Here is a 12,663-nt window from a genome sequence, read left to right as displayed (position 1 = left end):
GAACGCCGATCGCATCCAAACGTAACGGTCCGACGTCGTTTTGAATTGAGTATTATGACCGCAACAACGCCCTCCGCGTCGACTCCCGCGTCCGGCGATCTCGCGTCGGCCGCGATCGCATCCTGCAGAACGGCCTTTCTGACGGTGGGATTGTTCTCTGCGGTGCTCAATCTGCTGATGCTCACCGGCTCGATCTACATGCTGCAGGTGTACGACCGGGTCATTCCATCGCACAGCATTCCGACATTGATTGCGCTGTCGATCGCGGTGGCGGCAGCGTATGCGATGCAAGGGTTGTTCGACCTGCTGCGTCAGCGCATTCTGACCCGGATTGGATCGGCGCTGCACGCCGCGCTGTGGCAACCGGTCGTCTGCAACATCCTGCGCGGGCCGCTACGAGGCGGCGGCGCAAATCGCGGCCTGCAATTGTCCCATGATCTGGACTCGGTCCGGTCGTTCCTGTCCGGGCTCGGCCCGACGACCTTGTTCGACTTGCCGTGGATGCCGCTGTATCTCGCCGGCTGCTTTCTCCTGCATCCATATCTCGGCTGGACGCTGGTCGTGGGCGCGGTGCTGCTGTTCGGGATCGCGCTGCTCACCGAGGTGCTGACGCGGGCCCCGACCCGGGACGCGTCGCGTGCCGGCGCAATCCGCGGCGTCCAGCTTGAAGCGGGTCGGCGCAACGCCGAAATCGTGGCCGCCTTGGGGATGGAGCAGCGTTTGATCCACCGGATCGGCGCGGCCAACGACGATCTCGTCGCCGCCCAGCAGCGCAACGCGGATATCGCCGGGTCGCTCGGCGCGTTGTCGAAGACGCTGCGCTTCATGCTGCAATCGGCGCTGCTCGGCCTCGGCGCCTATCTCGTGATCGAGGGATTGGCGAGCGGCGGTGTGATGATCGCCGCGTCGATCATGGGCAGCCGCGCGCTCGCGCCGGTGGAACTGGCGATTTCCATCTGGCGACCGTTCATCGGCGCGCGACAGGCGGGCCAACGGCTCCGCGCCGCCCTGCGCGAGGGCGACGCCCCGCACCCCGACGTCGCGCCCGAACGCGCCGTACATCGGCTCACGGTCGAGCAGGTCACGATCGCCGCCCCCGGCTGCACCACCGCGATTGTGCACAACGCTTCGTTCGTACTCGAAGCAGGCCAGGCGGTCGGCATCATTGGCCCGTCAGCCGCCGGCAAATCGACGCTGGCGCGGGCGCTGGTCGGGATCTGGCCGATCGCACGCGGCGAGATCCGGCTCGATGGCGCCACCCTCGATCAGTGGCCAGCAGAAATTCGCGGCGGCATGATCGGCTATCTGCCGCAGGACGTCGAATTGTTCGACGGGACGGTAGCAGAGAACATTGCGCGTTTCGACTCTGAGATTGACCAGGCAGCGGTGATCGCCGCGGCGAAAGCCGCCGGCGCCTACGAGATGATCCTGAAGCTGCCGAAGGGGTTCGAGATGCGGATCGGCGAAGCCGGCGCCACCCTGTCTGGCGGCCAGCGGCAGCGGATCGCGTTGGCCCGCGCGCTCTACAAGGATCCGTTCATGGTGGTGCTCGACGAGCCGAACGCCAGCCTGGACGCAGAAGGCGACGCCGCGCTGACCGACGCCATCCGGCGTGTCCGGGCTCGCGGCGGTATTGCCGTCATCATTGCGCATCGGCCGGCGGCGCTCGCCGCGGTCGATCTCGTGCTGACGCTGGCGACCGGCCAGGTGCAGGCGTTCGGACCGAAGGACGAAGTGCTGCGCAAATCGCTGGCCGCTCATCCGGCGCCGGGCGGCGCGGCGCTGCAGGCGGTGCCCGATGCGCGTTCGGTTCCTGCCGCCGCCGCCAGTTGAGGACTTTCATATGACCGCAGCCCGCACGCCCGAGGCTCGCCGCAACGATCCGTTTCGCGATATCCGGCGCGCCACCGCATTCGGAATTGGCACGCTGGCCATCGTCGTGTCCACCGCCGGCGTTTGGGCGATGACCGCGCCGCTCGCCAGCGCCGTGATCGCGCCGGCACAGGTGGTGGTCGACAGCAACGTCCGCCGGGTTCAGCACCCTACCGGCGGCGTGGTCGCCGACATCTACGTCAACGACGGCGACCAGGTCCGAGCCGGAGACATGCTGGTCCGCCTCGATGAAACACTGTCGCGCGCCAACCTTGCGCTGATCGAAAACCAGCTCAACCAGCTGGGAATGCGTCGTGCCCGGCTGCAGTCCGAGCAGAACGGCCGCGATGCGGTGGTGCTGCCGGACGAGATCGCCGCCCGCCGCACCGTCGCCGCGATCGCGGAGATGATCGAGGGCGAGACCGCGCTGTTCGCCCGGCGGCGCGAGGCGATCAATGGCCAGCAATCGCAGCTGCGCGAACGCAAGGCCCAGATCGCCGACGAAATCCGCGGCCTGGAGGCACAAATCGCCTCGAAGCGCGAACAGATCCGCTGGATCGAAACCGAGCTGGAGGGTGTCCGCGAGTTGTACGAAAAGCGCTTGGTGCCCTATGCGCGTCTCACTGCACTCGAGCGCGAGGCCTCCCGCCTGACCGGCGAGGAAGGCCAGCTGATCGCCGAGATCGCACGCGCCAAGGGCCGGATCACCGAAACCGAACTGCAGATCATCCAGCTGGTTCAGGACCAGCGCCGTGAAGTCGCGACCGAACTGCGCGACGTCGAGAGCAAGCTTGCAGATCTCGGCGAACGCCGCATCGCCGCGATGGACCAGCTCGATCGCGTGATATTGCGCGCGCCGCAGGACGGTCTGATCCACCAGAAATCGGTCTTCACCGTCGGTGGCGTGATCACCGCGGGCGAACAGCTGATGCTGATCGTGCCGAAGGATTCGCTCGTGGTGGAGGCCCGGGTCGACCCGCAAATGATCGACCGGCTCAAGGTCGGGCAATCCGCCAAGCTCCGCTTCAGCGCGTTCGACGCCGCCGTGACCCCCGAGCTCGACGGCACGCTGACGCGGATTGCTGCCGACCTGACCAAAGACCCGCAGTCCGGCGCGGCGTACTACGTCGCCCGCATCGGCCTCGACGCGAGCGAACTCGCCAAGCTCGACGGCAAGGCTCTGGTGCCCGGCATGCCGGTTGAAGCCTTCATCCAGAACGGCGTGCGGACGGCGATCGCCTACCTGCGCAAGCCGCTGGAAGATCAGCTCGCCCGTGCGCTGCGGCAGAAATAATATAAGATTGCCGCCGGCAAGATATGCCGGCTTTCGAAGCCGTTTGATCTTCCGACCCTCGCCGAGAGCAAGGACAGGGAAGATCATCACGACAGAGAATCATCCCCGCTGCAACGCCAGGGTCACGCCGCCGAGCGTGAGCGCCATCGCGGTCCATTCGCGATAGCCCAGCGGCTCTCCCAGAATGATGGCGGCGGAGACGACGCCGATCACGGGCACGATCAGCATGCCCGTCGAAGCCGTGGTCGGCGGCAGACGGCGCAGCGTCTCGAACCAGGTGACGTAGCAGAGGCCCATCGGCACGAGAGTCATGTAGACAAAGCAGCCGAGCCCCAGCGGAGTGATCGCGCCGACATCGGGATGCTCGAACGCGATGCCGAGAATCAGCATCGTGGCGCAGCCGAGCCCGACCTGCCAGGCGACGACGACCAGCGGCGGCATCGGCAGCGGCTTGCGGTTGAGCACGTTGCCGAGCGCAAACAGGATGGCGCAGAGCAGCGCCAGCACGATGCCCAGCAGCTTGTCCGCGCCGAACGCAAATCCATTGCCGCTCAGGAGCAGCGTGACGCCGGCAACGCCAAGGATCAGCCCGAAAATATCCCGTGGCGCCGGGCGGTTATGCAGCACCGGCCAGGCGAACAGCATCGCCCAGATCGGCATGGTATAGGCGAGCAGGGCGCCCTCGCTCACGGTCACGTATTTCATCGCGACCGTCCCGAGACCCATCCAGGCAAAGACGTTGGTGAAGGTCGCAAACAGCAGCCGCGGGATGGCCTCGCGCGGCACGGTGAACGATTCCTTCCGGCTCAGCACCAGGGCGCCGAGAATGAGCGAGGCGCAGACGCCGGCAAGGCCACGGGCGAACAGCGGCGGCCATTGCTGGAGCAACAACTTCATCAGCGGCCAGTTCAGCGCCCAGCCGAACGCCGTTACGCAAAGGCAGAAAGAGCCGATCGTCCTGTCGCGCCGCGTCATATCCATGCATAGCGCTTAGCAGGCCGGCGCCAGCCGCTCCACCTCGGCCGATGCATGCGGGCCATCGCGCAGAACGGAACCGGACCGCCTGGCGGCCGTTCAAATGGGAGCCCACGCGTCGATGCGTGCGCAGCACAAGCCAGGGAGGCCATCATGCCCGCAGCTGAGAAAGACCACGTCTACAAGATCCTGGACCTGGTTGGATCGTCCGAGACCTCGATCGAGGACGCGATCCAGAACGCGATCAGCCGCGCCTCGAAGACCATTCGCGAGATGAAATGGTTCGAGGTGGTGCAGACTCGTGGCCACATCGAGAACGGTACGATCGGCCATTTTCAAGTCACCTTGCGCGTCGGCTTCACGCTGGAAGAATGACGTCTCACCAGGCGTAGCGCAGGCTGCCTTTGCCGGCATAGCTGCGTGTCACGTCCGAGAATTCGCCTTCGAACGTCGCCGCAGCCGACCAACCGTTCAGCCAGTTCATGTGCACCGATGCCGTGGTCAACGCGGCCTCGCGCGCCTGTGCCGCACCGTTGACGACGAAACTCGCGCCCGGCAAGGCCTGGAAAGTCGCCGCGCTCGACCTGTCAGGATTGAAGTCGTGCGACCAGGCCAGGCGGCCGCGCAAGGTCAGCACGCCAACCGGCATGGCGAAGGATTTGTCGCTGCGCAGTCCGAGCTCGGTGCGGGTGTCGCTCACGCTCCTGGCGGCGTAGTTCAATGCGAATGCGGCCGAGCCGGCAACGACCTGTTCGGAATAGGCCGGCAGATCGAGGGTCGTAACCTGCGCGGCGCCATAGGGCGTGAGGCCGAGTCCGCCCATACCCGGAGCGACGGATCGGTAGCCGCCTTCAAGGCGCGCGGAATAGGCGTTTGCATCGAACTCGGCGCGTAGCCGGTCGGCGCCCGCCGCCGTCACCGTGCGGTCGGTCGTGACATTCTGCCAGCCATAGCCAAGCGCTGCAGACAAATAAGCGGGTCCGCTCGTGTGCCGCAGATAGGCGCCAGCCTGGAACAGGTCGGAGCGGCCGGTGCCGAGACCGTTCACGCCGAAGCTGGTCCCTCCGCCGGCAAGCGCGAAGCCCAGCACCGTACTCGGCGAGAGGCGATAATCGGCACCGACCGCCGTGCCGGCGACGCGGCTCGTGGTGTCGTTTGAGCCCGTGATCGTATTGCCGGATGTCGATTGCGATCCGCCGAAACCGGCGCCCCACACGCTCCAGCGCTGCATGACATGTTGGGGCGGCGCTTTCGTCATCAGCGCGAATGCATCGGTGCGCTGTCGTCCGACATAGGCGCTGGCCTGTTCCTCCTCGGAAAAACCCGTTGCGACTCCGGGACCGGTATCGCCGTCCCGCTGTGCGACGGGATCCGTGAGCAGGCCCATGAACTGCCCCATGGCTGCGAACGTCGTCTGCTGTGATCCGGTTGCCAGCTCGCCGGACGCTTGCGTCAGCCCGCCCGGTGTCAGCGCGCTGTACACTGCTGCTATACCGCCGTTGGCGTTGAAGGCATCTGTCAGCGCCACTCCAACCCGGTGCTGATTGCGATTGAAGCCCGTCGGAATTGCAAAGCTCAGGATCAGATCGAGATACACGTCATTGGCATCATAGCTGAGGCTGCCATGGAAGTGGGACGGTAGGCTGGCACTGACGATGACCGGACTAAAGGTGCCGCTGACGCCGCCGCTTGCGCTGAGGATCGTGTACCGCTTGGCGACGTAGCTGCCGGCGGCGAAGTTCGCCACCACCGTCGCGCCGCCGAGTTGCGCCGCACCCGTAACAGCCGCATGGGACGCGACGGATGGATCGAGTTCGACGAGATAGAGCGCGCCGGATTGAAAGGCGAGGCTGCCGTTGACCGCGGTCACGCTGCCGGGAGTGCCGTTTCCGGGCGCAAACGTGCCGCCGGCATTGACCGATATTGCACCGACCGAGCCGCTGCCCATCAAGACTCCACCGTTGACCGCGGTTGCGCCGATCAGGGAGCCCTCGACATTGAGCACGCCACCATTGACGGTGGTACCGCCGCTATAGGTGTTGGCGCCCAGAAGCGTCAGCGTGCCGCTTGTGCTCTTGGTGATCGCCACGCTGCCGCCCTGGTCGGCCGCGTTGCTACCGCCGCCGGGATTGGTGCCGCCGGAGCCGATGTAGTCGGCGATGCCGCCCGCGATGGTCTGGTTGCCGGCGCCGAAGCCGAGCACCGTCGTGTTGCTGCTCGTGCTCTGAAAGAAGATGCCGGAGCCAAAGCCCGAACCGTCGGTCCCGCCGTTCCGGCCAGTGCCGCCCACGACGCTTCCCGCCGTTTGAGAGAGATCGCCCTGAACCGTCACACTCCCGCCGCTCTGGACGAAGATGGCGCCGCCAGCAGCCAGCCCGCCGCCACCTGAATTGTACCCGGACCCGGCGTCGGCCGCGCCGTTTCCCGCACCAAAGCCTCCGCTGCCAGCCGACGTCTTCGCACCGCCGCCCCCACCGCCGAATCCGCCGGCTCCGCCGCCGGAGGTGGTACTGCCCCAAGCCGAGCCGCCGCCACCGCCGTAACCGCCCGCGCCGCCCACCGTTGCCCCGCCGGCGTTGGCGGCACCCCCGCCACCTCCGAAACCGCCAGCGCCTCCCGCCACCGGCCCGCCGTTCGAAGAACCGCCGCCGCCACCACTGGCGAAACCACCCGCACCACCGGTCTGTGGGCCATTGCCGCCAATATGAGCCCCGCCGCTTGGACCGCCGCCGGCGGCCGAGGGGGTGCCGTCCGAGCCGACGAACAGTCCGCCCCCACCGGCCGGTGTCACGGGATACGACTTGCCGCCCATGCCCCCGCCGCCGCCCACTTGATTTGCATTGTCCACGACGCTGCCGCCCTTGGCCTGCGTGTTCGAAACGATGACGTTCGACAGAGCCAGCGCCCCGTTGCTGGAGACGAAAATCGCGCCGCCGAGGCCGGCACCTGCACCGGCGCCAATGCCGGCCCCGCCCTGCGCCACGGCGTTGGAGATGGCGAGATTCTTCAGCGTCACCACGTAGGTCGCCCCCGTTGTGCCGGCGTCTCCGATGAAAAAAGGGCGGTACGAGCCGGCGCCGCTGACGACGGGATTGTTGCCGTTGCCGTCGATGGTGAGGTTTTTGGTAATGATGGGCAGCTCGCTCGCCAGCGTGATGGTGCCGCCGACCTGAAATTGGATGGTATCGCCGCTGTTCGCACTGCTGATTGCCGCGCGCAGACTGCCGGCACCGCTGTCGGCGGTGGACGTCACAAGCAAAGTCGAGGCCCCCGCGATCGACGTCCACAGCGTGCCCGCGGCGACGGCAACCCAGCCGAAAGCACCGAATGAGAGAGCAAATCTAGCGGGCTTCAACGGGCCGCAAGAACGGGCTTTTCGGCGATCTGATTTGTTTGTCATCATTGTTCGCACCACGAGCCCGTCCCGGACGAGCCATTCCGAAGCGCTGGCTAGCAAACCGCCAAGCCGGGCGATGTGCCCGCCGTCTCAAGACGCCGAATCCGACGACGTGATGCAGAGACGACACAGGTCGAACTCGTTTCTGCGCAGGTATCGATGTTGGACGCAGCTTCGCTTGCGAACCCTCGGCACGTTTGACTAGATCGACTTTGGTGAGGCGCCGGCGATCTTTGCCGGTTCAGTCCTCGCACGGTGAAGTGAATGGTGCGACGTTGAACGAGAGCATGCCGCAAGATCCCGGACGCGGCATGCGGGCCTTGGCCCGATTGCGTGTGGAAACGAAAGACATCTGCGATGTCATCCCGCTCACATCGGACGATGATTTTCACGTCACCACCGAGACGCTGATGACCAGCAATGCGGTGCTGGTGGATTCGCGCATCACCGACGTGGAGTACGTGCGAACGCCCGCTCACGTCGCGCGCGGGGCGCTCGACCACTATCAGGTCAGCCTGTGCATCGACGGGGAGATGCATTTCAGGTCGGGACGCCGCGATGTGACGATGCGGCCGGGCGATCTGTGTCTGATCGACATGGCACAGCCGAACCACACCGTGTTGCGCGGAGGCGGCGGCCGTACCCGCCTGATGGCGCTGGTCCTGCGGCGTGAAATGCTGGCACCGCGCTTGGCCCATCCCGACTCAGCGACGGCGACCCTGCTGCCTGCGGATCATCCGCATTCGCGCCTGATCGCCGGCCATTTTTCCGATCTTGCCGTGAGCGCGAAGCCGGGAAACGCGGTTGCAGACGCAACGGTCCAGGCGATCGCCGACCTCATCGCCGCGGCCGCCGGTGGCACCGCCGATCTCCTGGCCGGCGTCGAGCGGGCCGAGCGGCATCTCTATCTCGCCCTGATCAAGCGCCACATCGCAGCCCACCTCGAGACCGAGCCACTTTCGGCCGGCGATCTCTGCCGCCAGTTCGAGATCTCCCGCGCGACGCTTTATCGCCTGTTCGAGGCCGATGGCGGTCTTGCGCATTATGTTCGCGAGCAGCGGCTCAATCTCGCCTTTCAGAGGATGATTCTTCCGCCGGGGCAGGACAAGGGGTTGATGGACCTCGCAGTCAGCTTGAGGTTCAGCAGCGACTCCACCTTCATTCGCGCATTTCGTCGCAAGTTCGGCCTGACGCCTGGCGATCTCAGGGAGCTTGCCGCCGATTGGCTGCTCCGCACCGGCGCAGTCCCCGAGATCGACACAGTGCTGCATCAACTGGCGCGGCGGCGCACCTTGCGCGCGGACTGACGTGGTTCAGGCCAGGTGACACGCCACGAAGTGTCCGCCCGCCCCTTCCCTCAGTTCGGGCACGACCTCCGCGCAGCGCGGCTGTGCGATCGGGCAGCGGGTGTGGAAGTGGCAGCCCGACGGAGGCTTCATCGGGCTCGGCACATCGCCCTTGAGGCGGATGCGTTCGCGCTTGAGCTTGGGATCGGGCACCGGCACCGCGGACAGCAGCGCTCTGGTGTAGGGATGCTGCGGGTTGCGGTAGAGATCGCTGGCCTTGGCGAGCTCGACGATGCGGCCGAGATACATCACCGCCACGCGATCGGAGATGTGCTCGACCACCGAGAGGTCGTGCGCGACGAACAGATAGGTCAGGTTCAGCTCCGCCTGGAGATCCTCCAGGAGGTTGATGACCTGGGCCTGGATCGACACGTCGAGCGCGGAGACCGGCTCGTCGCAGACGATCAGCTTCGGCTCGACCGCGAGCACCCGCGCGATCACGATGCGCTGGCGCTGGCCGCCGGAAAATTCGTGCGGATAGCGCCGCATGTGCTCGGCCTTCAGCCCGACCTTGACCAGGAGGCCCGCGACGCGCTCCTCGCGCTCTTTCGGGGAGGAGGCGAGATTGTGGATGGTGAAGGCCTCGCCGAGAATGGCGCCGACCGTCATGCGCGGATTGAGCGAGGCGAACGGGTCCTGGAACACCAGCTGCATGTTACGCCGCATCGCGCGCAGATCGTTGCCGCCGAGCTTCCGCACGTCCTGGCCGTCGAAGGTGACCTCGCCGTCGGTCGGCTCGATCAGACGCAGCACGCATCGTCCCGTGGTCGACTTGCCGCAGCCGGATTCTCCGACGAGACCGAGCGTTTCGCCACGATTGACCGAGAACGACACGCCGTCGACCGCATAGACGGTGCCGACCTGGCGCGACAAGAGGCCACCGAGCACCGGGAAATGTTTCTTCAGGCCGCTGACGCGGAGTAACGGTTCGCTCATGCCGCGCCTCCGAGACTGGTGTCTCCCAAGTGACAGGCCATGCGATGGCCGGGCGACACCTCGCGCAACAGCGGCTCCTTCTCGGTGCAGACGTTCATGGCGAACTTGCAGCGCGGCGCGAAGCGGCAGCCGACCGGCGGATTGATCAGGATCGGCACCGTGCCGCCGATCGCCTCCAGCCGCGTCTTGTGCTCGCTGTCGAGGTCGATTCGCGGGATCGACCGAATTAACCCTTGCGTATAGGGATGGCGGGGATCGCCGAACAGCTCGTCGACGGCCGCCTCCTCCACCACCTTGCCGGCATACATCACGACGACGCGCTGAGCGGTCTCGGCGACGACGCCCATGGCATGGGTGATCAACATCACCGCCATGCCGAAGCGTTCCTTCATGTCCTGCAAGAGGTCGAGGATCTGCGCCTGGATGGTGACATCGAGCGCGGTGGTCGGCTCGTCGGCGATGATCAGCTTCGGCTTGCAGGCGAGCGCCATCGCGATCATGACGCGCTGGCGCATGCCGCCGGAGAATTGATGCGGGTAGTTGTGCACGCGGCCTTCGGCGTTGGGGATATGCACCAGCTTTAGCATCTCGATGGTGCGATCGAGCGCCTGCTTCCTGGTCACCGCTTCGTGCCGACGCAGGCTCTCGGCGATCTGCTCGCCGATCGTGAGCACCGGATTGAGCGAGGTCATCGGCTCCTGGAAGATGAAGCCGATCTCCTTGGCCCTGATCTCGTCGAGCTGGTTGCTGGTCAGCGGCACGAGATCGCGGCCCTCGAAGATGATCTGCCCGGCCGCAATCCGGCCCGGCGGCATCGCGATTAGCTTCAGGATCGACATCGCGGTCACAGTCTTGCCGCAGCCGGACTCGCCGACGACGCAGAGCGTTTCGCCCCGGTTGATGGAGATGTCGACACCGTCGACGGCCTGAAGGATGCCGTCGTCGGTGGAGAAATGGGTTTTCAGGCCCTTGATCTCGAGCAGCGGCGCCATCAGATCACCCGCCGCGCATCGAGCGCGTCACGCAGGCCGTCGCCGATGAAGTTGATGGCGACCACCGCGATGAAGATCGCGCCGCCCGGGAAGAGCGCCCAGTGCGGGCCGATATCTAGGAAATCCTTGGCGTCGTACAGCAGCCGTCCCCAGGTCGGGGTGTCAGGCGGAAAGCCGAGGCCGAGGAACGACAGCGTCGATTCCGCGATGATGGCAGCGGCGACGTCGATGGTGCCGGCGATGATCACCGGGCCTAGCGCATTGGGCAGGATGTGGCGCATCACCTGCCGCATCGGACTGGCGCCGAGCGCGCGCGCCGCTTCCACGAACTCCTTTTCGCGGATCGACAGGAACTGCGCGCGCACGAGGCGGGCGACCGGCATCCAGCGCAGCCCCCCGATTACGAGCACGATCAGGATGAAGATGCCGCCTTCGGGGCCGAACGCGACCTTCAGCCCGTCGCGGAAGAGATAGATGAGCAACAGCAGCAGCGGCAGTTGCGGCAGCGACAGAAACAGGTCGGTGAGCCACATCAACCCGTGCCCGAGCGCGCCGCGCGACATGCCGGCGAGCGCTCCGATCAGCGTGCCGATCAAGACCGAGACCAGCATGGCGGCGAGCCCGACCGCGAGCGAGATGCGGCCGCCATAGATCATGCGGGCGAGGATGTCCTGCCCGAGATCGTCGGTGCCAAAGGGGTGGGCAAGCGACGGCCCCTGCATGCCGGCGATGACGTCGATCTCGTCGATCTTGACCCGCCAAACGAACGGACCGAACACGACTGCCAGCACCAGAACCAGGAGCAGAAACGCACTGACCACGGCAAGCTTGTGGCGGCTGTAACGCCGCCACGTCTCGCGCCAGGGCGAGTAGACGCGCCGCTCAGCGGAGGGAGATGCGAGGGTCAAGCCAGCCATACAGGACGTCCGCGATGAGATTGAACAGGACCACGAGGCACGCGAAGACGAAGGTGACGGCCATCACCACCGGCGTATCGTTGGAGAGGATGGAGGAGATCAGCAGCGAGCCGATGCCGGGAATGCGGAAGATCTGCTCGGTGACGATGGCGCCGCCGAATACCGCGGGCATCTGCAACGCGATCAGCGTGACGACGGGGATCATGGCGTTGCGCATCACGTGCTTGATGATCACCGTGGCCTGGCCGAGGCCCTTGGCCCGCGCCGTGGTGACGTAGTCGAGCCGGATGACGTCGAGCATCGCCGAGCGCACGAAGCGCGTCATCGACGCCGCCTGGAACAGGCCGAGCACCGCCACCGGCATGATCGCCTGACGGATCATCTCCAGCACCCAGCGGATGCCGGTCGCCTTGATGTCGGTGGTATAGACGAACGGCAACCAGTCCAGCGTGATCGAGAAGATCAGGATGAACAGAATGCCGGTGAAGAAGGTCGGCAGCGAGAAGCCGACGAAGGCGAGCGTGTTTGCGACCTGATCGAACAGCGAATAGGGCTTCGTCGCGGCGTAGACACCGACGGGAATCGCGATCAGCAGCGCCAGGATCTGCGCCGAGCCGATCACGTAAAGCGTGGCGGGCAGGCGCTGGAGGATCAGCGTGTCGACGTTCATGCGGCTGACGAAGGAGAAGCCCCAGTCGCCGTGCAGCATGGCGTTGAGCCAGTGCAGGTAACGGAGGTAGATCGGATCGTCGAGGCCGAACTTGGCCCGGAGTGCGGCCTGCACTTCGGGCGGCACGTTCGGGTTGGTCGCCAGTTCGGAGAACGGGTCGCCGGGAGCCAGCGCAAGCACAAAGAACAGCACTGCCGAGATGCCGAGCAAGCTCGGAATCGCAATCAGCAGGCGACGCAGGACATACTGACTCATCAGGGAAGG

At 65.9% G+C, this 12,663-nt stretch carries 10 protein-coding genes; 4 read left to right on the top strand and 6 right to left on the bottom strand.

Features of this window, described 5'->3' with window-relative positions; translation table 11 throughout:
- Positions 1-54: 54 nt before the first annotated feature.
- Together AC3WLX_RS27560 and AC3WLX_RS27555 are read left to right on the top strand one after the other, a co-directional pair.
- The gene (locus AC3WLX_RS27560; RefSeq protein WP_492338326.1) at positions 55-1,833 is read left to right on the top strand and encodes a type I secretion system permease/ATPase; all 1,779 of its coding nucleotides are present in this window, start codon (positions 55-57) and stop codon (positions 1,831-1,833) included.
- 10 nt (positions 1,834-1,843) lie between these two features.
- The gene (locus AC3WLX_RS27555; RefSeq protein ID WP_492338325.1) at positions 1,844-3,166 is read left to right on the top strand and encodes an HlyD family type I secretion periplasmic adaptor subunit; all 1,323 of its coding nucleotides are present in this window, start codon (positions 1,844-1,846) and stop codon (positions 3,164-3,166) included.
- A 99-nt stretch (positions 3,167-3,265) separates the two neighbouring features.
- Here the strand turns inward: AC3WLX_RS27555 and AC3WLX_RS27550 are convergent, their stop codons facing one another.
- The gene (locus tag AC3WLX_RS27550; protein ID WP_291623881.1) at positions 3,266-4,147 is read right to left on the bottom strand and encodes a DMT family transporter; all 882 of its coding nucleotides are present in this window, start codon (positions 4,145-4,147) and stop codon (positions 3,266-3,268) included.
- Between the two features lie 147 nt (positions 4,148-4,294).
- Here AC3WLX_RS27550 and AC3WLX_RS27545 point away from each other — a divergent pair, with 147 nt between their 5' ends.
- Complete coding sequence (locus AC3WLX_RS27545; protein WP_492338324.1) at positions 4,295-4,516, top strand: dodecin; 222 nt, start codon at positions 4,295-4,297, stop codon at positions 4,514-4,516.
- A gap of 4 nt (positions 4,517-4,520) precedes the next feature.
- Here AC3WLX_RS27545 and AC3WLX_RS27540 read toward each other — a convergent pair whose 3' ends face one another.
- Positions 4,521-7,394 (bottom strand): autotransporter domain-containing protein, encoded by a 2,874-nt coding sequence (locus AC3WLX_RS27540; RefSeq protein WP_492338323.1) that lies wholly within the window; start codon positions 7,392-7,394, stop codon positions 4,521-4,523.
- A gap of 479 nt (positions 7,395-7,873) precedes the next feature.
- Between AC3WLX_RS27540 and AC3WLX_RS27535 the strand changes: the two genes are divergently transcribed.
- Positions 7,874-8,845, top strand: coding sequence for an AraC-like ligand-binding domain-containing protein (locus AC3WLX_RS27535; RefSeq protein ID WP_492338322.1), 972 nt, complete (start codon positions 7,874-7,876; stop codon positions 8,843-8,845).
- A gap of 6 nt (positions 8,846-8,851) precedes the next feature.
- Here AC3WLX_RS27535 and AC3WLX_RS27530 read toward each other — a convergent pair whose 3' ends face one another.
- From AC3WLX_RS27530 to AC3WLX_RS27515, 4 genes are read right to left on the bottom strand one after another with little or no spacing between them, the layout of a single operon-like run.
- Positions 8,852-9,820 carry an ABC transporter ATP-binding protein gene (locus AC3WLX_RS27530; RefSeq protein ID WP_492338321.1) on the bottom strand — a complete coding sequence of 323 codons (969 nt, stop codon included), beginning with the start codon at positions 9,818-9,820 and terminating at the stop codon, positions 8,852-8,854.
- Complete coding sequence (locus AC3WLX_RS27525) at positions 9,817-10,812, bottom strand: ABC transporter ATP-binding protein (protein WP_492338320.1); 996 nt, start codon at positions 10,810-10,812, stop codon at positions 9,817-9,819. The genes AC3WLX_RS27530 and AC3WLX_RS27525 overlap by 4 nt, the downstream gene beginning before the upstream one ends.
- Positions 10,812-11,729, bottom strand: a complete 918-nt coding sequence (locus AC3WLX_RS27520; protein ID WP_492338319.1) for an ABC transporter permease — start codon at positions 11,727-11,729, stop codon at positions 10,812-10,814. Before AC3WLX_RS27520 ends, AC3WLX_RS27525 begins: the two co-directional genes overlap by 1 nt.
- Complete coding sequence (locus AC3WLX_RS27515; protein WP_291623969.1) at positions 11,695-12,654, bottom strand: ABC transporter permease; 960 nt, start codon at positions 12,652-12,654, stop codon at positions 11,695-11,697. Before AC3WLX_RS27515 ends, AC3WLX_RS27520 begins: the two co-directional genes overlap by 35 nt.
- Positions 12,655-12,663 lie beyond the last annotated feature (9 nt).

The sequence above is a fragment of the Bradyrhizobium sp. FW305-F6 genome (assembly GCF_058782905.1).
Note: the sequence above shows the minus strand (reverse complement) of the source record. Positions and strands in the feature narration are given on the sequence as shown.